This window comes from Clostridium tertium (genome assembly GCF_017873245.1).
Taxonomy (GTDB): domain Bacteria; phylum Bacillota; class Clostridia; order Clostridiales; family Clostridiaceae; genus Clostridium; species Clostridium tertium.
This window is the reverse complement of record NZ_JAGGJY010000017.1, coordinates 1-24,260: the sequence shown is the minus strand read 5'-3', so window position 1 is coordinate 24,260 and position 24,260 is coordinate 1. Positions and strand designations below refer to the sequence as shown.

At 29.5% G+C, this 24,260-nt stretch carries 22 protein-coding genes and 1 pseudogene; 2 read left to right on the top strand and 21 right to left on the bottom strand.

Annotated elements, in window-relative coordinates:
- Nucleotides 1-9: 9 nt before the first annotated feature.
- The 17 genes from atpD to J2Z25_RS15720 form a co-directional block, all read right to left on the bottom strand.
- Nucleotides 10-1,401, bottom strand: coding sequence for a F0F1 ATP synthase subunit beta (gene atpD / locus J2Z25_RS15800; protein ID WP_008676611.1), 1,392 nt, complete (start codon nt 1,399-1,401; stop codon nt 10-12).
- A gap of 15 nt (nt 1,402-1,416) precedes the next feature.
- Nucleotides 1,417-2,268, bottom strand: coding sequence for an ATP synthase F1 subunit gamma (atpG, locus tag J2Z25_RS15795; RefSeq protein ID WP_008676610.1), 852 nt, complete (start codon nt 2,266-2,268; stop codon nt 1,417-1,419).
- A gap of 36 nt (nt 2,269-2,304) precedes the next feature.
- Nucleotides 2,305-3,819 (bottom strand): F0F1 ATP synthase subunit alpha, encoded by a 1,515-nt coding sequence (gene atpA, locus J2Z25_RS15790; RefSeq protein ID WP_209741259.1) that lies wholly within the window; start codon nt 3,817-3,819, stop codon nt 2,305-2,307.
- A gap of 10 nt (nt 3,820-3,829) precedes the next feature.
- The gene (locus tag J2Z25_RS15785; protein WP_008676608.1) at nt 3,830-4,369 is read right to left on the bottom strand and encodes a F0F1 ATP synthase subunit delta; all 540 of its coding nucleotides are present in this window, start codon (nt 4,367-4,369) and stop codon (nt 3,830-3,832) included.
- Entirely contained in the window at nt 4,369-4,851 is a 483-nt protein-coding gene (locus J2Z25_RS15780; protein ID WP_035285569.1) for a F0F1 ATP synthase subunit B, read from the bottom strand. Before J2Z25_RS15780 ends, J2Z25_RS15785 begins: the two co-directional genes overlap by 1 nt.
- 39 nt (nt 4,852-4,890) lie before the next feature.
- Entirely contained in the window at nt 4,891-5,121 is a 231-nt protein-coding gene (gene atpE / locus J2Z25_RS15775; protein WP_008676605.1) for an ATP synthase F0 subunit C, read from the bottom strand.
- A gap of 74 nt (nt 5,122-5,195) precedes the next feature.
- Nucleotides 5,196-5,894 (bottom strand): F0F1 ATP synthase subunit A, encoded by a 699-nt coding sequence (locus J2Z25_RS15770; protein ID WP_008676604.1) that lies wholly within the window; start codon nt 5,892-5,894, stop codon nt 5,196-5,198.
- Nucleotides 5,895-6,257: an ATP synthase subunit I gene (locus J2Z25_RS15765; protein WP_008676603.1), complete on the bottom strand. Its 363-nt coding sequence runs from the start codon at nt 6,255-6,257 to the stop codon at nt 5,895-5,897. It abuts the gene before it with no gap.
- 639 nt (nt 6,258-6,896) lie between these two features.
- Nucleotides 6,897-8,078, bottom strand: a complete 1,182-nt coding sequence (locus J2Z25_RS15760) for an acetyl-CoA C-acetyltransferase (protein ID WP_008676601.1) — start codon at nt 8,076-8,078, stop codon at nt 6,897-6,899.
- 117 nt (nt 8,079-8,195) lie between these two features.
- Entirely contained in the window at nt 8,196-9,347 is a 1,152-nt protein-coding gene (gene wecB, locus J2Z25_RS15755; protein ID WP_209741258.1) for a non-hydrolyzing UDP-N-acetylglucosamine 2-epimerase, read from the bottom strand.
- Between the two features lie 232 nt (nt 9,348-9,579).
- Nucleotides 9,580-10,209, bottom strand: a complete 630-nt coding sequence (gene upp / locus J2Z25_RS15750; RefSeq protein WP_008676599.1) for a uracil phosphoribosyltransferase — start codon at nt 10,207-10,209, stop codon at nt 9,580-9,582.
- A gap of 32 nt (nt 10,210-10,241) precedes the next feature.
- Entirely contained in the window at nt 10,242-10,691 is a 450-nt protein-coding gene (gene rpiB, locus J2Z25_RS15745; RefSeq protein WP_209741257.1) for a ribose 5-phosphate isomerase B, read from the bottom strand.
- 75 nt (nt 10,692-10,766) lie between these two features.
- Nucleotides 10,767-11,816, bottom strand: coding sequence for an L-threonylcarbamoyladenylate synthase (locus J2Z25_RS15740; protein ID WP_209741256.1), 1,050 nt, complete (start codon nt 11,814-11,816; stop codon nt 10,767-10,769).
- A gap of 20 nt (nt 11,817-11,836) precedes the next feature.
- A complete protein-coding gene (locus J2Z25_RS15735) occupies nt 11,837-12,424 on the bottom strand; it encodes a hypothetical protein (RefSeq protein WP_209741255.1) in 588 nt (195 codons plus the stop codon).
- 51 nt (nt 12,425-12,475) lie between these two features.
- Nucleotides 12,476-13,561 carry a peptide chain release factor 1 gene (prfA, locus tag J2Z25_RS15730; RefSeq protein WP_209741254.1) on the bottom strand — a complete coding sequence of 362 codons (1,086 nt, stop codon included), beginning with the start codon at nt 13,559-13,561 and terminating at the stop codon, nt 12,476-12,478.
- 63 nt (nt 13,562-13,624) lie between these two features.
- The gene (gene prmC, locus J2Z25_RS15725; RefSeq protein ID WP_209741253.1) at nt 13,625-15,388 is read right to left on the bottom strand and encodes a peptide chain release factor N(5)-glutamine methyltransferase; all 1,764 of its coding nucleotides are present in this window, start codon (nt 15,386-15,388) and stop codon (nt 13,625-13,627) included.
- A gap of 17 nt (nt 15,389-15,405) precedes the next feature.
- Nucleotides 15,406-15,993, bottom strand: coding sequence for a thymidine kinase (locus J2Z25_RS15720; protein ID WP_008676591.1), 588 nt, complete (start codon nt 15,991-15,993; stop codon nt 15,406-15,408).
- Nucleotides 15,994-16,145: 152 nt separating this feature from the next.
- On the opposite strand from J2Z25_RS15720, the gene rpmE reads away from it, so the two are divergent.
- Nucleotides 16,146-16,352: a 50S ribosomal protein L31 gene (gene rpmE, locus J2Z25_RS15715; protein ID WP_008676589.1), complete on the top strand. Its 207-nt coding sequence runs from the start codon at nt 16,146-16,148 to the stop codon at nt 16,350-16,352.
- Nucleotides 16,353-16,625: 273 nt separating this feature from the next.
- Nucleotides 16,626-17,726, top strand: a complete 1,101-nt coding sequence (locus J2Z25_RS15710; protein ID WP_008676588.1) for an MGDG synthase family glycosyltransferase — start codon at nt 16,626-16,628, stop codon at nt 17,724-17,726.
- A 46-nt stretch (nt 17,727-17,772) separates the two neighbouring features.
- Here J2Z25_RS15710 and rho read toward each other — a convergent pair whose 3' ends face one another.
- The 4 genes and pseudogenes from rho to J2Z25_RS15690 form a co-directional block, all read right to left on the bottom strand.
- Nucleotides 17,773-19,221, bottom strand: coding sequence for a transcription termination factor Rho (rho, locus tag J2Z25_RS15705; protein ID WP_209741252.1), 1,449 nt, complete (start codon nt 19,219-19,221; stop codon nt 17,773-17,775).
- Between the two features lie 285 nt (nt 19,222-19,506).
- Nucleotides 19,507-23,025 (bottom strand): 5'-nucleotidase C-terminal domain-containing protein, encoded by a 3,519-nt coding sequence (locus J2Z25_RS15700; protein WP_209741251.1) that lies wholly within the window; start codon nt 23,023-23,025, stop codon nt 19,507-19,509.
- A gap of 228 nt (nt 23,026-23,253) precedes the next feature.
- Nucleotides 23,254-23,901, bottom strand: coding sequence for a fructose-6-phosphate aldolase (fsa, locus tag J2Z25_RS15695; protein ID WP_008676581.1), 648 nt, complete (start codon nt 23,899-23,901; stop codon nt 23,254-23,256).
- A 110-nt stretch (nt 23,902-24,011) separates the two neighbouring features.
- A pseudogene (locus tag J2Z25_RS15690) lies at nt 24,012-24,260 on the bottom strand (ABC transporter permease); the annotation flags it as partial.

Genomic DNA, 24,260 nt, shown 5'->3' with positions numbered 1-24,260 from the left:
TTCCATCCCCTATCTTAAGGTCTTAGCTTTTTCTATAGCTTCTTCTATAGATCCTACAAATAAGAATGCTGATTCAGGTAGATCATCATGCTTACCATCTAAAATTTCCTTGAATCCCCTTACAGTTTCTTTTACCGGTACATATCTTCCTTGCATACCTGTAAATTGTTCTGCTACTGTAAATGGTTGTGATAAAAACCTTTGAACTCTTCTTGCTCTAGCAACTACTTTTTTATCTTCATCTGATAATTCATCTACTCCAAGAATTGCAATTATATCTTGTAATTCCTTATATCTTTCTAGGATATTCTTTACCTCTGTAGCTACATCATAATGTTCTCTTCCAACCACTCTTGGATCTAATATTCTTGAGTTTGATTCTAACGGATCAACTGCTGGATATATTCCAAGTTCAGCTATACTTCTTGATAAAACTGTTGTTGCATCAAGGTGAGTAAATGTTGTAGCTGGTGCTGGGTCTGTAAGGTCATCTGCTGGAACATATACTGCTTGAACAGATGTGATTGATCCATTCTTTGTTGATGTTATTCTTTCTTGAAGTGCTCCCATTTCAGTTGCAAGAGTTGGTTGATATCCAACTGCTGAAGGAATTCTTCCTAATAACGCAGAAACTTCTGATCCCGCTTGAGTAAATCTAAATATATTATCTATAAATAAAAGAACGTCTTGACCTTGATCTCTAAAATATTCAGCCATAGTTAATCCAGTTAATGAAACTCTCATTCTTGCTCCTGGTGATTCATTCATTTGTCCAAATACTAAAGCTGTCTTATCTATAACCCCTGACTCTTTCATTTCATAATATAAGTCGTTACCTTCTCTTGACCTTTCTCCAACTCCTGTAAATACAGAAAGACCACCATGCTCTTTTGCTATATTATTTATTAATTCTTGTATAAGAACTGTTTTACCAACTCCAGCTCCTCCAAATAGTCCTATCTTTCCACCCTTTTGATATGGAGCTAATAAATCTATAACTTTTATTCCTGTTTCAAACATTTGTGGCTCTAAAGATTGCTCCTTAAAACTTGGTGCTGGTCTATGAATTGGGTACATCTCTTTAATTTCTACATCTCCAGCATTATCAATAGGATGCCCAAGAACATTAAATACTCTTCCTAATACCTCTCTACCAACTGGAACAGATATACATCTTCCCATATCAGTAGCCTTCATTCCTCTTTTTAATCCATCAGTAGATTCCATAGCTATAGTTCTAACAATGTCATCTCCCATATGCTGTTCAACTTCAACTATCAGTAGTTTTTCTCCCATATCTATTCTAATTTCATTATAGATATTAGGTAAAGCATCTGAATCAAATTTTATATCTACTACTGGTCCAATTACTTGAACTACTTTTCCTACTCTTTCAGGCATAGTAATACCTCCTTACTATTTTTGAGCTTCTGCGCCTCCTACAATCTCTGATATCTCTTGTGTTATCATTCCTTGTCTTATTCTATTGTACTTAAGGTTTAAAGATTGTAATATGTCATTAGCATTTTGTGTTGCTCCGTCCATAGCAGTCATTCTAGCATTTTGTTCGCTAACTTTTGAATGCAGCATAGCTCTTCTTAATTTACTCTTAAAATATACATCTAAACTTGAATTTAAAACCTCTTCTAAACTAGGTTCAATTAATAATTGTTCTGACTTTTTATTTTCTATATCCATTGGAAATAATCTTTCTATCTTTACTTCTTGCTTTATAGGAGATTTAAATTCTGTGAAAACTATATTAACTTCACCTATTTCTCCAGTTTTAAACATATATAAAGCATCATCGTATATAGATCTTACTTCTTTTATTGTAGGTATATCTGGAATTTCTACATATTCTCTAACTGTATCAAATCCATATTTCTTCATATAAGAAATTCCCTTACTTCCTGCAACAACTATTCTAGCTGATCCTTTATCTTTGATCATTTCATTCATACTACTAGCTATATTTCCATTGAAGCCTCCACAAAGACCTGTATCAGAAGCTATAACAATATATAGTTTATCTAAATCTTTAGAAGCTTTCTTAAAGAAAGAACTCTCATAGTCTTCTGGTAATGCTGACATTAAATTAATTAATATCTCTTCACATAATTTATAGTATTCTTCATTATCATTAAGCTCTTTCCTTGCTTTTCTAAGTTTAGAAGTGGCTACAAGATTCATAGCTTTTGTTATCTTTCTTGTACTTTCAACCGACTTTATTCTTCTTTTTATTTCTATAAGTCCTGCTGATCCCAAATTTCCACCTCCTAAAGAAGTGCATAGCTATTTAAGCTATGCATCTTGTAAGAATAATTTCTTAAACTCTACAATAGAGTTTTCTAATTCTGTCTTTATTTCATCTGTTAATGATTTTACATCTACTATTTTCTTTAATAATTCTCTATGGTGAGTATCCATATATTCTAAAAGTTCTTTCTCAAACTTTCTAACATCCATAACTTTAATATCTGATAAGAAGTCTTTTACTATTGCATATAAAATTACAATTTGTTTTTCTACTGCCATAGGTGAGTATTGATCTTGTTTTAATACTTCAACTAGTCTCTTACCTTTTTCAAGTCTCTTCTTAGAATCTTTATCTAAATCTGAACCAAATTGAGCAAAAGATTCAAGTTCTCTATATTGAGCTAACTCAAGTCTTAAAGTTCCTGAAACTTGTTTCATTGCTTTAATTTGAGCATTTCCACCAACTCTTGATACTGATATACCAGCGTTAACTGCTGGTCTTTGTCCAGAATGGAATAAATCAGATTCTAAGAATATTTGACCATCTGTTATTGATATAACGTTAGTTGGTATATAAGCAGTTACATCTCCAGCCAATGTTTCTATTATTGGAAGAGCTGTTAATGATCCTCCACCATTTTCTTTAGATAGCTTTGCAGCTCTTTCTAAAAGTCTTGAATGAATATAGAAAACATCTCCTGGATAAGCTTCTCTACCTGGTGGTCTCCTAAGTAGTAGTGACATTGTTCTATAAGCTACTGCATGTTTAGAAAGATCATCATATATTATAAGTACATCTTTTCCTTGATGCATAAAATATTCACCCATACTACATCCTGCATAAGGTGCTAAATATTGCAATGGTGCTGATTCAGACGCTGTACCACTTACAACTATTGAATAATCTAAGGCACCAAATTCTTCTAAAGTATTTACGATATTTGCAACTGTTGATTGTTTTTGTCCAATAGCAACATATATACAAATTACATCTTTACCTTTTTGATTTAAAATTGTATCTAGGGCTATAGCAGTCTTACCTGTTTGTCTATCACCAATTATAAGTTCTCTTTGTCCTTTACCTATAGGAATCATGGAGTCTATTGCTTTTATTCCTGTTTGTAAAGGTTCGTTAACTGAACTTCTATCTATAATACTAGGAGCTGGAACTTCTATTGGTCTATAACCAGAGTTATTTATTGGTCCCTTTCCATCTATAGGGTCTCCTAATGAGTTAACTACTCTTCCTAATAATGCTTCACCTACTGGTACTTCAACTATTTTATTAGTTCTTTTAACTATATCGCCTTCTCTAATTCCTTCTTCTGATCCTAAAAGAACACACCCTACGTTATCTTGCTCTAGGTTTAGAGCCATACCATAAACATTATTAGGGAATTCTAATAATTCACCTTCCATACAATCATCTAATCCATAAACTCTTGCTATACCATCACCAATTTGGATTATAGTACCTGAATCTACAGTTTTTATTTCTTTTTCATATCTTTCTATTTCCTTTTTGATTATGGAAGTTATTTCTTCAGGCTTAATATTCATACCTTCACCTCTATTCTGTTCTAAGCATTAAATCTTTTAGTTCATCTAATTTAGATTTAACCGTTCCATCTATAACATCATTATTAACTCTTACATATATTCCTCCAAGAATATTTTCATCAATAATTTGCTCTAATATAATGTTTTTATTATACTTTTCTTCTAATGTTTCTATCAAATTATTGAACTCTTCTTGAGTTAAAGGAACTGTAGTTTTTACAATACCATTTAAAGTATTTTTTCGCTCTAAATCAATTTTTTCCATTTCTTTAAGCTTTTCTTTTAAATAAAGTATTCTATCTTTCTCTATAAGAATTAATAAAAATGATAATAATTCCTCGTCTATATGTCCTTTAAAAATATTTATAAAAGTTCTTTTTTTCTTTTTAGTACTAATTTGAGGGTGCTTAATTACTTCGTAGAATTCCTTATTTGTTTCTATAAGATTACAAATTTCTCGTAAATCTTGTAGATACTGTTGAACTTTCCCTTTTTGTTCAGCCACTTCATATAGAGCTAATGCATATCTACGGTCTAAATATTCATACATTATGAATTACCTACCTTAGTTATAAATTCTCCAATTAACTCTCTATTTTTTTCTTCATCTATATTTTTTTCTATAACCTTTTTAGAAAGTTCAATAGCTAAATCTATAGCTTCCTTCTTTAATTGATATTCTACTTTTTCTTTTTCTCTATTTATTTCAACCTTAGCTCTTTCTAAGATTATTTTAGCTTCTTGATTAGCTTCTTCAACTATTTCATCATATATCTTTTCAGCTTTTTGCTTATGTCTTTCTGTAATTAACTTCCCTTCTTCTCTAGCATTTTTTAATACTCTTTCATTTTCTATAGCCAGTATTCTAGCCTTTTCAGCCTCTTCTTCAGCATTATCTAATTGTTCATTAATCAGATTTTCCCTTTCATCAATAATAGCCTTAACTTTATCGAAAAAGAAATACTTTAGAATTGCAAAAAGAATAATAAAGTTAATTATAGTGGCTATAAGGGTACTAGGGTTTATTTCCATTAACATATATTATTGCCTCCCTTCTGGAGCCCTAAGACACTATTTTACTCCAACGAATATTAAAAGGATTGATACTAATAAACCGTAAATAGCAGTTGCTTCTGCGAAAGCTGATCCAAGCATTAATGCAGTAGTTATCTTACCACTTGCTTCTGGTTGTCTTGATATTCCTTCTACAGCTTTAGCTGTTGCATTTCCTATTCCAATTGCAGCTCCTATACCTACTAATACAGCTATAGCTGCTCCTAATGCTCTCATTGATATTTCCATAATAAAATCCTCCTTTAATATAAAACAAAATAATAATTATATAATTGATAAATTAATATAATACTTAATTAAATTTAATGTTCTGTATGTCCTGAATGCTCTGCTATCATTTTGATATTTATCATGGTTAACATTATAAAAATTATTGTTTGAATACCACCATCAAAAATATCAAAATACGCATGTAAAGGCACAGGTATTCCTATTTGAGCTATAAATCCTATATGATTTAGTGCTTCATAACATAACTCTACTAAGAATGTAGCTGCAAGTATATTACCGAATAATCTCAGTGCTAATGATACAGGAAGCATTATTCTTTCTAATATATTTATTGGTGTAATTATAGCAAGGGGGAACGTATATCCTCCAAAATAACTTTTTAAACCGTACTTTCGAATTGTATAAAACTGTACCATATAAAAAGTTATTAAAGCTAATGCTACTGTTACACTAAAGTTTTTGGTAGGTACAGGTAGTCCTATCAGTCCAGTAAAATTCATAAATAATAAAAACACTGCTAAACTTCCTATAAAAGGAATAATGTCTAAAAATTCCTCTCCCATATTTGCTGTAACTACATTTTTTAGCATAGTGTATATAGATTCCACTACAGCTTGTTTTTTATTAGGCCTAAGCTTCATATTTCTTGTTGCCCATATAGCAATAATAGCTATTAATACAATAGTTATCCACTGCATTACCACTTCAGGAACTATTTCAAGTTTAATAGGTCCAATAGCGTAAGACCAAATAGGTTCTAGTGGTTCCACCTAATCACTTCCTTTCCCTGTTCTTATCGAATAGAATACAATAAAAATAAAATGTGATAAATATCCTATAAGATATGCCATTAGTTGTATTAAGTTATTTAAAAATGGCAATGCTATAATAATGATAGTAGCTATTCTTATAATATAACTAAAAGCTAATAATGTTTTTTTATTATTACTTAAAGAGTATTCTAAAATTAAGCCACTAGCTATTGTATTTAATAATGATATCATTAAACCTAATAAAAAAATAAGCGCCACTTTTAAATTAATCAGAAGGGATACTATAAGTACAAAAATGAATCCTGCTATTAAATCATATTTTACCAACTTAAATATTAACTTATTCATTTCTCTACTCATTTTATCCTCACCCCCAACTAACTCTTGTTATTATAGTACTCTGAAAACATTAATGAAAATCTTATTTTAATTCATTTAACTCATTTAATCTTTATATTTGATGATTTAATGAGTTTATTACTATTTTACTTAAGTAACTTCACTTTTATTTCTATTTTCTTCATATATAGTAATATTAAAGGAATGTTATTCATTTTTCAGAATTATTTCAATATTCTTTATATAGATTTTTGCTATTGATATCATTTTCATACAAACTTTTTTATATTTTATTTCCATAATATGTATTTAAGAATGATTTTTATAAGCTTTTATAAACTTTTAAAATAATTAATTGTCTATTATTATTTAAAAAAATGAATAAACATTTATTTGATTATTCATTTTTTTTATTTTGTTCTTTTTTAGTTTTTTATAAGCTTTTATAATATGCACTTTTTTATTCAAAGCAACCATTTTATAAGTTTTTAATAATCCTATTTTTAATTCATTTAACCATCATAAGAGTTCTTAATTAATACATCTACATTCTATTTATTATTTCTCCTTATATAATATTATTATCTATTACTATTTTAATAATTCATATAAATATAAAAACTCTTGATATATCATCAAGAGTTTTTATATTTATATGAATTATTTTCTTTCAACTATAAGTGCTGTTCCCATTCCTCCACCTATACATAAAGTTGCTAAACCTTTTTTAGCATCTCTCTTTTGCATCTCATGAAGTAATGTAACTAATATTCTAGCTCCAGATGCTCCAACAGGATGACCTAAAGCTATAGCTCCTCCATTTACATTAACTTTACTCATATCAAAGTTTAAATCCTTTGCTACAGCTAAGCTTTGAGCTGCAAATGCTTCATTAGCTTCTATTAAGTCTAAATCTTCTATTTTTAAATTTGCTACTTCTAAAGCTTTTTTAGTAGCATGGAATGGACCATATCCCATTATTGATGGATCTAATCCTCTTTGTCCATAAGATACAATTTTTGCTAATGGAGTTATTCCTAATTCTTCTGCTTTCTCTGCACTCATTACTACAAATGCTGCTGCACCATCATTTATCCCTGAAGCATTAGCAGCTGTTACAGTACCATCTTTTACAAATGCAGGTTTTAATTTAGCCATTCCTTCAATTGTAGCTCCAAATCTTGGATATTCATCAGTATCAAATATTTTTGGTTCACCTTTTCTTTGAGGTATAACCACTGGAACTATCTCATCTTTAAATCTACCTTCTTTAATAGCAGCTTCAGTTTTTAACTGAGAATTAAGAGCAAATTCATCCTGCTCCTCTCTTGATAAATTCCATTCCTTAGCTATATTTTCAGCTGTCACTCCCATATGGTAATTATTAAAAGCATCCCATAAGGCGTCATTAATCATAGAATCTACCATTTTCCCATCGCCCATTCTTTGGCCCCATCTTGATGTTTTTAATAAGTACGGAGCCTGAGACATATTCTCCATTCCGCCAGCAACTACTATATCTGCGTCTCCAGCTTTTATCATTTGAGCAGCTAAAGCAACTGTTCTTAATCCTGAGCCACATACCTTATTTATTGTCATAGCCGGAACTTCTACTGGTAATCCAGCTTTTACCGCAGCCTGTCTTGCTACATTTTGTCCAAGTCCAGCTTGAATTACATTTCCCATTACTACTTCTTCTACTAACTCGCCTTTTATGCCTGCTTTAGATACGGCTTCCTTTATTACTATTGCACCTAAATCTGCTGCTGACACATCTTTTAAAGCTCCTCCAAATGAACCAATAGCAGTTCTTACTGCACTTGCAATTACAACTTCTCTCATAATCCAAATCCCCCTCTATATAATCATCAGAATTGTTGAATTTGTTAAACAATTAACACAATTTAATTATACCACTTTATTCCTTTTAATCAACCATAAAATTTTATATTTTTATATTTATCTTGAGAATTCCTCTATTTTCATTGTTCTTATATTAAAATAATTTTCTATTATATCTGCAATTCTTTTTGATGCTAGGCCATCTCCATATGGATTTGCCGCCTTACTCATCTTTATATAAGCATCTTTGTTATTTATTAGATTATTAGCCTCTAACAATATCTTATCTATATCAGTTCCAACTAATTTTACTGTACCGTATTCAACAGCCTCTGGTCTTTCTGTAACATCTCTAAGAACTAACACTGGTTTTCCTAGGTGTGGAGCTTCTTCTTGTAATCCTCCTGAATCAGTCATTACCATAAAACATTTATTCATTAAATTATGTGTTTCTTTAGTATCTAACGGAGGTAATAAATGTACTCTTTCTTTATTTCCTAATTTATTATAAACAACATCTTTTACTACCGGATTTAAATGAACTAAATATATAAGTTCAACATCTTCATTTTCATCTACTATTTTATTTAGAGCTTCACAAATATTATCTATTCCTTCTCCCCAATTTTCTCTTCTATGTGCAGTTATCATTATTACTTTTTTATTCTTAAAATCTATTTTATTTAATGTATCATTATCAAATATATAATCTTCTTTAACAGTATGAAGCATTGCATCTATAACTGTATTACCTGTTATATAAATATCATCTTCATTAATACCTTCTCTTAAAAGGTTTGATTTTGAACCTTTAGTAGGAGCAAAATGTAAATCAGCTAAAGCTCCTGTAAGCTTTCTATTCATTTCTTCTGGAAATGGGAAATACTTATCAAATGTTCTAAGCCCTGCTTCCACATGACCAACTTTTATTTGTTGATAAAAAGCTGCAAGAGCTCCTGAAAATGTAGTAGTAGTATCGCCATGAACTAAAATCATATCTGGTTTTTCTTGTAAAAATATTTCTTCTAAACCTTCTAAAACTCTATTAGTTATTCCAGTTAGAGTTTGCTTATTCTTCATTATATTTAAGTCAAAATCCGGTTCTATATCAAAATAATCTAAAACTTGATCTAGCATTTCTCTATGTTGTGCTGTTACACAAACCTTTGAATCAATTCCTTCTCTTTTTTCTAACTCCTTTACTAAAGGAGCCATTTTTATCGCTTCAGGCCTAGTACCAAATATAGTTATTATTTTTTTCTTATCCATTTTAGGTTCCTCCTAATTAAAATCAAAAATAAATTTTCCATTACTATATAATTTAATATTTCTATTTATTAAAGGCTTTATTCTAATTAATTCTACATTCCTTATAAGTGGCATGTTTATCTAATTATACACTTTTAAATATAAATAAACAAATAATACTATATCTTATAATATAATTCATAAATTAATTGATAAAGAGTAGCTCAAATATAAGCTACTCTTTATCAATTAATTATTTAGTTCCAAATAATCTATCTCCTGCGTCACCAAGTCCAGGAACTATGTATCCATGTTCATTTAACTTTTCATCTATTCCTGCAACATATATATCTACATCAGGATGAGCCTTTTGAACAAATTCAACACCTTCTGGAGAACTTATTAAACACATAAGTCTTAAATTTTTTGCTCCCCTTTTCTTTAACATAGTTATAGCATCTGCTGCTGATCCCCCTGTAGCTAACATTGGATCTACTACTATTACATCTCTTTCTGCTATATCTTGAGGTAGCTTACAGAAATATTCTACTGGTTGAAGAGTTTCTTCATCTCTATATAGTCCTACATGACCAACTTTAGCTGCTGGTATAAGCTTAAGCATACCATCTACCATACCAAGTCCTGCTCTTAATATAGGTACTATAGCCACTTTCTTACCTGATAACATTTTACATTTTGTTTTACAAATTGGAGTTTCTATTTCTACTTCCTCAGTGCTTAAATCCCTAGTTACTTCATAAGCCATAAGCATTGAAACTTCTTCTACTAATTCTCTAAAGTCTTTTGAACCAGTTTCCTTGCTTCTTATGAAAGCTAATTTGTGTAATATTAATGGGTGATCTATTTGTGTTACTTTACTCATCTATATTCCTCCTACAGCACTTTAAATTTTTATTATTTATAATATTTTTTCTCTATCTCTGTTATTTTATCAATTCTATTTTGATGCCTTTCACCTTGGAACTCGGTATTTAAAAATGTTTTTACTATATCTAATGCTAGCCCTGGTCCAACTACCCTTTGACCAAGAGTCAATATATTAGCATCATTATGTTCTCTTGTTGCATGCGCACTAAAAGTATCAGAGCATAATGCAGCCCTAACTCCAGGTACCTTATTTGCTGCAATACCTATACCTATACCTGTTCCACATATTAAAATTCCAAAATCAAACTCTTTTGCAACTACCGCTTCTGCTACCGGTAGTGCATAATCAGGATAATCACATGATTCAGTAGAGTTAGTACCAAAATCTTTTACTTTATGTCCTTCTGTTACTAGATATTTTTTTATTTCTTCCTTCAATTCAACTCCACCATGATCTGAACCTACTGCTATCTTCATAAGAATTTACCTCCTAACCATTATAATGATAAATTTATATAATAAAAAAGGAAAGGTGCCCCCTTCCCTCCCTAATTATACTTCTAATATATCAAAGCCTGCAGCTTTGTTTAATCTATTCATTATAGCAAGACCTACTCCCTTTTCATCAAATGCTTGACATAATATAATATCAACATTTAAATCATCACATTCTCTAAGTGATTCAAATAAATTTCTTGCTACATCGTATAGATTTTTTTCACTTCCTAAAGAAATCACTTTACCTTTATTGAAATAACTACACAATTCATCTGTTGATAGTATAGCAACCTCTTTTTGATTTTCTATATAATTTTGTACTATTTCATTAATTTTTTCAATAGTTTTTTGCTTATTTCCCTTTATTATTTTTAATTTGGCCTTTGGAGCATAATGTCTATACTTCATACCTGGTGCTTTAGGCTTCAAGTTTTCATCTGGCTTTCCTTGTATTGCTTTATCTATTTTTATATCCTCACAAACCTCTTGTAGCATTTCTAAAGTTACTCCACCTGGTCTTAAAACCATAGGTGGATCAACTGTACAATCTACTATCGTTGACTCAACACCGACATTACTTCTTTCTCCTCCAAGGATATAATCTATTCTTCCACTTAAATCCTCAACACAACGTTCCACTTCAGTTGGACTAGGTCTTCCTGATATATTTGCTGATGGTGCTGCAATCGGGCATCCAGATAATTCTATAAGCTTTAATGCTATTTTATCATTTGGCATTCTTATACCTATTGTATCTAAATTTGCACTAGTTCTATTTGGAATTATTTCCTTTTTATTTAAGATTATAGTCAAGGGACCTGGCCAAAACCTATTAATAAGTTTTTGTGCTATCTCTGAAACATCTTTAACTAAGGTATTTATATTTTTTGAAGAAACATGTACTATTAAAGGATTATCCTGTGGTCTACCTTTTGCGTTAAATATTTTTTCTACCGCTTCATCATTTAAAGCATTAGCTCCTAAACCATATACTGTTTCTGTTGGGAATGCAACAACTCCTCCATTATATATAATGTCAGCTGCTTCCTTTAAATATTCAATGTCTTTATTAATATCTTTTATAATAGCTACCTTTGTTTCCAAAAGTTCTACCTTCTTTCTCTTTATATTTCTATCTGTTCTCTTGCTATTTTTATATTTTCTATAGCTGAAGATGTATAAGATGCCCTAACACAATTTTTATATATCTCATCTAATAAATTATATTTTTTTAAAGCACCTCTTTTTATAACTTGAAAATAGTAATTTTCTTCTGGATTTATTTTTTTTACTTTTAAGTATTCTTCTGCTGCTTCTGGATATTTCTTAATAAAAGCTTTTGTTACAGGCTTTAAATATTTATTTCTAAATCTAACAGTAGCTATTAATATAATATCCATTTCTTCCTTTGTTTTATCAGTATGTACAACTGCTACCTTATCACATAGAATAACTGATTCTTTTGAAAATAATCCACTTTTAAATTTTAATTTATTATTGTTACAATAAAATCTTAATCTATGATAATTCAATTTATTTATACACGATATTATTATTAATCCCTCTATAAGCACTAAATAAGCCCATAAAAACATATTCTTATTTTGCGCCAAGAAAGCTACTAAAGGAAGTATTGTAAATAGCATGAACATTAATATAAAGAATTGCCTTTTATGATTCTTTTCCTTTTTTAATGCTTTGTTTATTTTCATTCTTCCCACCTACTTTAAAAGCCCCACATTATAAAATGTAAGGCTTTTTTATTAAATAGCGTCTGTATTACCCATTTTTTTCATTTTTTCAGCTTGATCAGCTGTAATCAATGCATTAATCACTTCTTCTATATCACCATTTAAATATGATTCTAACTTATAAAGTGTTAATCCAATTCTATGATCAGTAACTCTTCCTTGTGGATAGTTGTAAGTTCTTATTCTTTCACTTCTATCCCCTGAACCTACTTGGCTCTTTCTATCTTCTGCTATACCAGCATTTCTTTCAGCTTCTGCAGCTTCATATAATCTAGATCTTAAAACCTTCATAGCTTTTTCTTTATTTTTTAACTGTGATTTTTCATCTTGACATGCAACAACAACCCCTGTTGGAATATGTGTAATTCTTACTGCAGAGTCAGTTGTATTAACGCATTGTCCTCCATTACCAGAAGATCTATAAACATCTATTCTTAAATCTTTTTCGTTTATTTCTATTTCTACATCATCAACTTCTGGCAGAACAGCTACTGTCGCTGTAGATGTATGAATTCTACCACTTGATTCTGTATCAGGAACTCTTTGTACTCTATGTACACCACTTTCATATTTTAGTTTAGAATATGCTCCTGATCCCTTAATCATAAATACTACTTCTTTGAATCCACCAATATCAGTTTCATTAGCACTCATTAATTCAACTGACCATCTTTGTGTTTCTGCATATCTTGTATACATTCTAAATAAATTTGCTGCAAATAGAGCGGCTTCATCTCCACCTGCACCACCTCTTATTTCCACAAAAACGTTCTTATCATCGTTTGGATCCTTAGGTAATAAAAGTATTTGGATATGCTTTTCTAATTCTTCTTCTCTCGCTGTTAAGTCTGAGATTTCTTCTGAAAGCATTTCTCTCATTTCTCTATCATTTTCTTCAGCTAACATTTCTTTGTTAGCTGCTAAATCATCTATAACTGTTCTATATTCCTTATATGCAGTAACTATGACTTCTAAATCAGCATGCTCCTTACATAGCTTTCTCCATTCATTTTGGTTAGCCATTATTGAAGGATCTGATATCTTTACAGATAATTCATCATATTTATTTTCTATAAAAGCCAATTTATCTAATAACATAAATATCACTCCGTACTATATTTTTTAATATCTCCCTATTATATCACAAGAGATAGAAATTTATCAATATTTAAAGTATCCCAGCACAACTCTGTCTAATCCTGCTAAGTCCTTTACTAATTTTATATTATAAAATCCAGCTTCCTTCATTAAATTACTAACTTCTTCTCCTTGGTCATAGCCAATTTCAAATGCCAGTACCCCTTCATTATTTAATGTAGTTTTACTTTCTTCTATTATTCTTTTATAAAATACTAATCCATCATCACCACCATCTAGTGCTGTATGCGGCTCATATTTTTTTACATCATCCATTAAGTTGCTTATTTCATCTGCTTTAATATATGGAGGATTTGAAACTATTACATCATACTTCTTTCCTTGATTTATTGGCTCCTTTAGTAGGTCGCTTTTAATAAATTTAACTCTACTTTCTAATCCATGTTTTATAATATTTTTTTTAGTTACTTTTTCTGGAACCTCATAAAAATCAATTTCTTCTACATTTATTTTTTTTCTATAATTTGCAATAGATATACCAATTGCTCCACTTCCAGAACATAAATCACAAACATTTAGTTCATCTTCTTCATTTATTATTGATAATACTTCTTCTACTAATATTTCTGTATCACCTCTTGGAATTAAGACTCCTTCTTCTACATTAAAATCTAATCCCATGAACTCTGTTTCACCTAAAATATACTTTATCGGCATTTTATTTTTTCTTTTCTCTATTAGCTCAAAATATTCCTTTTCATCTTTTAAAGAAACATTCTTATCCCTATTTGTTATTATATACAACTTATCCTTTGCTAAAACATTACCTAACAATAACTGTGCATCTAAAATATAAGTATCTATATTCTCTTCTTTTAGCTCCTTAGATGCTTTATCTAACAATTCTCCTATTGTTTTTTCCTTAGGTTTAAGGCCTTCTGCCTTCATAAGAGCTGCAATGGCTACTTCTATTTGGTCATCGTCTGGCTCCTTTGTTGTAAGCTCTTGAAGTTTTAATCCAGGATATGCAATTATCTTTGCTAATTTATTATCATTTTTCCCAAGCCATTTAATTAACTCATATGTTATTCCTGATACAACAGGAATTAATAGTATTCTAAGTATTAACCTTTCAAGAAATCCCCCCCATCCAGTAAAACTAAATATTAAGATACTAACAAACATAATTAAAAATAAAAAGTTTGTTCCGCATCTTGGGTGAAACCTACTAAATTTTTTTACATTGTCTACTGTTAATTCTTCTTCTGCCTCATAACAAAAAATTGACTTATGCTCAGCTCCATGATACTGAAAAACCCTATAAATATCCTCCATTTTACTTATAGAATACATATAGCCAAGTAAAATCACCATTCTAATTACAGCTTCTATCAAATTCAGAGCTATAGGATGTAAATTTAAATAACTAAACAATGATGCAATTGCTGTAGGTAATGCTACAAACAATCCTACAGCAATAGCAAATGATAATATCATAGTTGCTCCAATTATTAAATCATTACTTCTTTCACCAAATTTATTTTTTAGCCAAATTTCAAATTTTGATTCACTTTCATCCTCATCTTCCAAAAATGATGCTGAATAATTTAAAGTATTGATTCCAGTAATAAGAGAATCTAAAAGCACAAATATTCCTCTAATAAATGGAACATTTAGAAATTTATATTTTTTAGTTATAGGTACTATCTTTTTAAAATCTATTCTTATTTCTTTATTTGGAGTTCTAACAGCTGTAGCTTGCCCCTTGCTCCCCCTCATCATAACGCCTTCAATAACAGCTTGTCCTCCCACTTCACACTTTCTCATTTTACCACTCTTTCTATTTATAAATTATTTTTATATTTAAAATAGCAGTGTCCACATAAAGATTCGTATTCAACATTATCAACATTATCTATTGCAATCTGCTCCCCTTCAAAAACAAATCTATCGTTGATTTTTCTTCCATTCAACACAGCTTTTCTTCCACACTTACATATAGTTTTCATTTCTTCTATACTATGTGCAAGCAATAATAATCTTGTACTTCCTTCAAATCCTTGCATTTTGAAGTCAGTTCTTAATCCATAACATATTACAGGTATATCTAATACAACTGCTATCTCAAATAATTGATCTATTTGTTTTGATTTTAAAAACTGAGCCTCATCTACTAATATACAGTCTATATTTTTATTTTTTTCTCTATATTCTTGAACTTTTTCTAATACATTGTCTTCATCATAAATAACTAAATCTACTTTTCTTTCAACACCTAATCTTGAAACTAGTCTTTCTCCACCCTTTTTATCTGTAAAAGGTTTTATTAATGTAACATTCATTCCTCTTTCTTCATAATTATAAGCAACCTGCATAAGATGTGTTGATTTTCCAGAATTCATAGCTCCATATCTAAAATATAATTTACTCATTTTAATTCTCCTTTTTCATTAGATATATTTAAATTATAGCATCTTATATAATAACTAATCAAAGATATTTTTATTATGTAATCTCCTTGACTCAATAAAACACCTATGATATACTCAAATGGTTATTTAAGTAGTTGAAAGAGGTGAAAAATATGAGAGAAGGCATACATCCAAAATACAACCACGAAGCTGTAGTTAAGTGTGCATGTGGAAATACTTTTACAACTGGTTCAGTTAAAGATGAACTAAAAGTAGAAATATGCTCTAAATGCCACCCATTCTTCACTGGTAAACAAAAAATTATTGATGTTGGCGGAAGAGTTGACAAATTCAATAAGAGATTTAATCTTAACAAATAGGAAATTCTGGGAAAGACATAGTCTTTCCCATTTTTTCTTTTATTTCTTAAATTTATCTTAGAATTTTATTTTTTTATGTTTTACGTCAATTTTTATAATATAATATAATAGTAATTATATTTAAATAATTTTCTTAATTTTAACATATACATATAGATCAAATTATTTATTTTTATGGAACTAATATCTAATTATACTTTTACCTTAATTATATTATGTTATGTTATTTAAAAAATATATTATGTTATTTAGAAAAGTGAGTGTTATTTAATCATGAAAAAAATTTTAATATTAACAACTTCTACAGGGGAAGGTCATAATCAGGCTGCAAGCTCGATATCTAGCTCATTTGAGAACTCTGGATATGAAGTTATACGCCATGATTTTTTAAAAAATAATAGTAAAATATTAACTAAATTATTCATTAGCGGATATGAAATATCAGCATCTTTTTTTCCAAAAACTTATGGTTTAGCATATAAACTTACTGATACAAGTTTTACAAATAAGCTTTTATCTTTAGTTTTTTGCTTTACTAAAAGAAAGATATCTAAACTAATTAATTCAATTAGTCCTGATATAATATTAGTTACACATCCTTTTGCAGTAAATATAATGGGATCTCTTAAAAGAAAAGGCTTAAATAAACCTGTAATAGTTATAGTAACTGATTTTAAAGCTCATTCAACTTATATAGATAAAAATATAGATGCTTACATCACTGCAAGTGAAAATACAAAAGACGATTTAGCTAAAAGAGGAATAGACTCTAGAAGAATATTTACTTTTGGAATTCCTGTCAAAGATGAGTTTTTAGAAAATAAATCTGATATAAAAGCAACGAAAAATGATGATTATTTCAATATTCTACTTATGAGTGGTAGCATGGGATTAAAAAATATTTCTTATGTTTTAAAAGAATTATTGAATAACTCCAATAAGCTTAGAATAACAGTTGTATGTGGAAAAAATGAAAAATTAAAGGAAGATTTACTGAAAGAATATAAACATTCAATCAAGGATAAAAAACTTCATATACTAGGTTTCTCAAAAGATGTTGATTCTTTAATGGAATATTCAGATTTAATAATAAGTAAACCTGGTGGTCTTACAGTTACTGAAGCAATAAGTAAAAACTTACCTTTATTAATTCCATTTGCTATTCCAGGTCAAGAAACGCAAAATGTAGAATTTTTAACCTCTAATGGATATGCTTTGTATATAGATAATCTTTTAGAGTTAAACTTAACAATAGATAATTTAATTTCTAACCCAAAGGAATTAGAAAAAATGCGCTACAAATTATCTAAATTATCTTCTTGTTATTCCAAGCAAAGAATAGTAGGTTTAGCTGATAAATTAATATTTAAATAAAAAAATGTGTATAAGGTAGTACCTCATACACATTTTTTTATTTAAACTATTTTTTCTCTATTTCGCTTTTACTGAATATATTTATAAATTCCTTATTATTTTTAGTTTTTGTAAGCATATTTATTAATTTTTCAGTAACATTTTCTATATTTCCATCTCTATACATAACTCTTCTAATTGAATATGCAACTTCTTTCTCTTCATCTGATAAAATTAAATCTTCTTTTCTAGTTCCAGATTTATATATATCAATTGCAGGGAATATTCTTCTTTCTTGAAGCTTTCTATCTAAATGAACTTCCATATTTCCAGTCCCTTTAAATTCTTCAAATATCATATCATCCATTCTAGAACCAGTATCAATTAAAGCTGTTGCAAGTATAGTTAAACTTCCACCCTCTTCAATATTTCTAGCTGCTCCAAAGAATTTTTTAGGCATTATTAAAGCACCTGGATCTAATCCGCCAGATAACGTTCTTCCCGTTGGAGTAATCGTCAAGTTATACGCCCTAGAAAGTCTAGTTAAACTATCTAATAATATAACTACATCTTTTCCTTGTTCAACCATTCTTTTAGCTCTTTCTAATACCATTTGAGATACCTTTGCATGGTTTTGAGGCTCTTCATCAAAAGTTGAATATATAACATCACCATTTATAGATCTCTTCATATCTGTTACTTCTTCTGGTCTCTCATCTATAAGTAGAACTATAAGTTTAACTTCCGGATAATTCTTAGATATATTTTGAGCAACCTTTTTTAATAAAGTTGTTTTCCCTGCCTTAGGAGGTGCAACTATTATTCCCCTTTGCCCCTTACCTATAGGACAAATTATATCCATTAATCTTGAAGATAAATCTCCTTCGTTATTAGTCTCTAAATGTAATCTATCTTGAGGATATATAGGTGTTAATGTTTCAAAAGATTTTCTTCCAACTGCTCTTTCAGGATTTTCTCCATTTACTCTTTCAACGTAAAGTAATGCTTTAAATTTTTCTCCTTCTTTAGCTTCTCTTACCTTTCCTTCAACTTCATCCCCAGTTCTAAGGTTAAATCTTCTTATTTGAGATGGTGATACATATATATCGTTTTCCCCAGTTTGATAATTGTTGCATCTTAAAAAGCCAAAACTATTATTTTCTAATATTTCTAATACACCTTTAGCTGTGTTAGACTCATTTATCATAACTTTTAATCGTTCTCTTTTTTCTTCCCTATTTTCTTCTTTAATATCTTCTTTTCTTTCTTCTTTATTTTCTTCTCTCATATCCTTATTAAAACTATTATTTACTACATTAATTTCTTCAGATTTCACCTTAGGTGTTATCTTTTCTTGCAATATAACTCCATTTTTTTCTATACTTTTTGGTGAATTTTCAATTATTGCATCAATAAGCTCACTCTTTTTTAACTTACTTATATTTTTTATATTAAGCTGCTTAGCTATTTCTTTCAACTCAGCTAATGTTTTTCTTTCATATATTTCTTTACTCAAAACTGCACCTCCATAGATAATTTTATTTATAATTAAATTATGAATAAAAAATCAATTTTTAAATTTAATAAATTCTAAATTGGGATATTTTCAGATATAAATATTAAAGATATGAATCTCTTGGACTTTATATATGTATTTCTATTATGAATTAATATATTTAATTTATCAAGAATAATTTTATTAATTATAATATTACTATTATTTCCTTTTTTATAATTTTAATACTTATTTAATTAAAAAGGAGCTATCTATAGTGTTAAGATAGCTCCTAAATGATTAATTTTAACTAGCTTTTTCTTCAGTCTTCTTTCTAAACATCACATAACCAACACCTGATATTAATATAGCAAATACTAATAGGTTTATAGGATTTTGTCCACCAGTAGTTGGTAAATTGCTTTCATTGTTTGAACCTTCTTGTCCATTGTTGTTTCCACCTGGATTTTCTCCTGGATTCTCTCCTGGATTCTCTCCTGGATTTGTAGGCTCTTTTGTATCATCAACTCCAGCTATTAATAGATTTTCTATATCTGTATCTACTCCATTCACCTTCCAGTAATTGCTGATTTCATCTCTCATTACAAGCATTGTGTCTTTCATATTTTTAGCATTTGTGAAATCATATCCATCTCCACCAGTTGCCATAAAATCATTAACTACAACTGTATAATATTTATCCATATCTAATGGAGTGCCATCTGCTAATCTAATTGAAGTGATTCTTTCTCCTGCTGGAGCATCTTTATCATACCAAACTTTAATTCCTGAGAATTGTCCCCAGCCAAAGTTTTCCGGCATAATTCCATGTTCTATCGCAGATTTTACGTCTGAACCCTTTAATTCCATTGTTACTAAAGTATTATCGAAAGGTAATATTGTATATAAATCTCCAATTGTTAATACTCCAGCTGATAATGGCGCTCTTACTCCTCCACCATTAGTTATACCAATATCCACACCTGTAATTTTTCTCATTGTCTCAGAAACAACTGTTCCAAGAGGTGTAAGTCCTTCATTTCTATCGTGATCTAAATCCTTATCTAGATCAGCTACTTTTTCACTTAATATTGGTTTTAATTCAGATTCATATTTCTTAACTATTTCTGCTGAAGTTTCATCTGGTATTATATTAGCACTTCTCTCATAAAGCTTATCTAAATTGGCTCCAAGTGAAACTAATTTTCCTTCATTATCAAAATCAAATGTTAATATTGATAAAGCCCTACCATTATATCCAGCTTCAATTATCTTAATTCCATTAGCTTCAACATTTGTAAGTTGGTGATCATGAGAAGCTATAATTGCATCAACATTTTTAATTTTATTTGCTAAATCCACAGCTTCTCCAACAGGCTTTCCATCTTTATCTTTTGTTGCTCCTAAGTGAGATAATACAACTACTGCATTAACTTTATCTTCTTTTCTTAATTTATCAGCATATTTTTGAACTGATATTGAAGGATCTTCAAAAGTTAAATCAGCAACATTTGCTGGAGTTGTCTTATAAGCTGTTTCAGGTGTTGTAACTCCTATTAACCCAACTTTAATTCCATCTACTTCAATAATTTTATAAGGTTTTGCCCATTCAACAGGTTTTCCTGTTTTCTTGTCTATAATATTAGCAGCTAAGAAATCAAAATTTCCTGCTTTTGCCCATGTAGGAATTAATTCTTTTCCCCAGTCAAATTCATGATTTCCAACTGCAGATGCAGGAATTTTTATATCATTTAAAAATTCGCTTACTGGTGCACCTTTAGTAAGATTTGATATTGCTGTACCTTGATATAAATCTCCCGCAGCTAGTGGTATAGCTTCATAGTTAGAGAAGTCATTTAATGAAGTTCTTTCTTTTATTGCTGACGCTAACTTAGCTATACCAACATTTTTACCACTTTCTTGTACATTTCCATGTAAATCATTAAAACTTACTAATTCAACTCTCTTTAGATTTTTAGCCATTAAAACATCATTTATAGTTAAACTTTTTACATTAGGAGTTCTTCCATCATCTGATACCGGTATGCTAAGCACTCCATCATTTACTAATTTAACAACTTCTTCTCTTAATTTTTGATCATAATTAACTCCTGTTAATTTCCAATTGTTATCTATATTTCTACTTATTTTTCCACCCTTAACTTTTACTATATAGTCTGTTATTAAATCTCTCATATCTGATATTTTATCATTATTAGTGTCATAAACTTTTTCATGTGTTCCTGGTTCAAATACAGGATTATTAGCTGCATTAAGAACTGAGTCGTATCTATAGTTATTTACTGATAAATAAACTAAATCAGTATCTTCAACAACTTTCCCATCCTTTTCAAACTTAATATTTTCAATTCTACTTCCAGCCGGCTTAGAAATATTTATTTCATAGCTTATTCCATCAAACATATCGTATTGGTATAATCTAATCTTTTCATTTAATGATACCGTTAAATCTCCTGGTTTAAATGTATTATATATTGATGATGTCCACTCCATAAATCTCTTAAGTTGCTTTCCATTTGTTTTTATTGTGTAAAGCTTATTGTCATATTTGTATATATTTGATATATCAGATTTCTTAATATCCCCAGATAGCATATTTGATCCTGCATCGAATAATGCTGCTGCTGATACCATATATCCTGAATTTATATCTATTCCTTGTGATTTCAAATGATTTTTACTATTATATATTTGAACTTCATTTACTAAGTCTGTTATACCTTGATCTCTAACTAATGATTCTGGTATATCAGCTATTTCATTTTTATCAGCTAAGCTTGGACCTTCTAATTGTCCTATAACTATACTTGCATCTGACTTTGCTCTTTCATCATATGATTTTAAAGCTAATGCTAGCTTTTCATTTTCTGCTACTCCTGTAGTTTTTAATAGTGTTCCTTTCTTCTCTTTAACTACATATCCATCATTTGATTTTTCTAATTTTAGTTCTACTTTACCTAAGCTTCCTGCATTATTAGCTGGTTGAATTAAAATAGCATTTCCAGCAGTTTTTTCTGCAAAAGCTTCATGGCTATGTCCCATAACAATTACATCTACATCAGGATTAGCTTCAGCAAGTTCCTTCGCTGAATCACCTTTACCATATTCATTATTGAATCCCATATGTGATGTAACTACATATACATCTGCTCCACCAGCTGCCTTTATTTCTTGAATAACCTTTGCAACTTCTTCAGTTGGATTCTTAGGTGTGTACCCAACTAAATTTGGTCCATCCCACTTATCAATATGCGGAGTAACAACACCAATTGTTGCAACTTTTACTCCATTAGGTAACTTTTTTATTGTATATGCATCAAAAACTCTTTCATCACCCTTATATAAATTAGCACATAAAACCTTTACATTATCTTTTATTTGATTAGTTATTTGGAATAACTTGTCCATTCCAAAATTAAATTCATGATTACCTAAACTAAACGAATCATATCCTATTTCCTTTACTGCTAGCATCATAGGATTTTTTTCATCATTTAGAAACAAATGATTATAGTTCCCTTGAATATTGTCTCCATTATCAACAAGAACAGTATTTGGATTTTTAGCTCTTTCTTGCTCAACTAATGTAGCTATTTGAGTTAATCCTCCATCTGATCTTGTTGCTCTTGCATATTCATATGGAACAAACCTTCCATGCAAATCGGTAGTTGCAAGAATTTGAACTGTTTCCGTTGATAATTCCTCTGCTGCAGCTTTTACTAAATTCATTGGTAAATTACCTATGATAAAAGTAAGAGCTACAACCGAAGCCAAGAATTTTTTTAGGTTTCCCTTAATCCTCATTTTACCCCTCCTAATATTTGTTTTATGTTATTTTTAATAATAACCAAAAAAATAGACATCCAAAGTATCGCTACATAAATCATGCTTTCTCTCGTTAATACTTTAGATGTCTTTAATAAAAATTATCTTTAAAACTTATCATTGTAATGATATTAATGATTTTCTTCCATTAAGTATCATCCTAAAATTAATTGTTATGACCATATTCCATAATATAAAAAGAAAATATTATTTTTTATTACTATTATTCCAGTCACTTAGGAACTTTTCTATTCCTATATCAGTTAATGGATTTTTAGTCATTTGAACTAATACATTGTAAGGAATAGTCGCAATATGTGCACCAGCTAATGCTGCTTCTATACTATGTATAGGATTTCTAACACTTGCAGCTATAATTTCTGTATCTATATGATGTATTTTGAAAACTGATGCAATTTCTTTTATAAGTTCAATTCCCTTACTTCCTATATCATCTACTCTTCCTATGAAAGGGCTTACATAAGTAGCTCCAGCTCTAGCAGCTAATAAAGCTTGTGCTGTTGAAAAAACTAAAGTTACATTTGTTTTTATACCTTTAGAAGATAATATATTAACAGCCTTTAACCCATCTATAGTCATTGGAATCTTTATAACTATATTAGGATGAATCTTTGCTAATTCAAGGCCCTCATTTACCATCTCATTATATTTCAAACTAATTACCTCTGCACTTATAGGCCCATCAACTATAGTAGTAATTTCTTTTATTACTTCTTTGAAATCTCTTCCTTCTTTTGCTATTAATGATGGATTTGTAGTAACTCCACAAATAACCCCCATATCATTTGCTGATATAATTTCCTCTACATTTGCAGTATCTATAAATATTTTCATAACTCAAGCCCTCCTATACGATTATCTAAATATTTTATTAGAAATTCATTCAAAGAATGAATTTCTACATTAACTTTTTCATTTTTCAATTTTATCTTTTAACTTAAATTCTATCTCTTACCAGCATCAAATGGTTCTCCAGATGCCTTTGGTGCTTGTGATGATTTAGAGAATAAAACTAATGCTATTAAAGTTACCACATATGGGAAAATTTTTAATAATACACCAGGTATTGCTGCTAACGATGGTATCGCTTGAGATACGTTAGCTATTGTTGAAGCAAATCCAAAGAAGAATGTTGCTCCTAATATTCCAAGTGGTTTCCATTGTCCAAATATTAATGCTGCTAATGCTAGGAA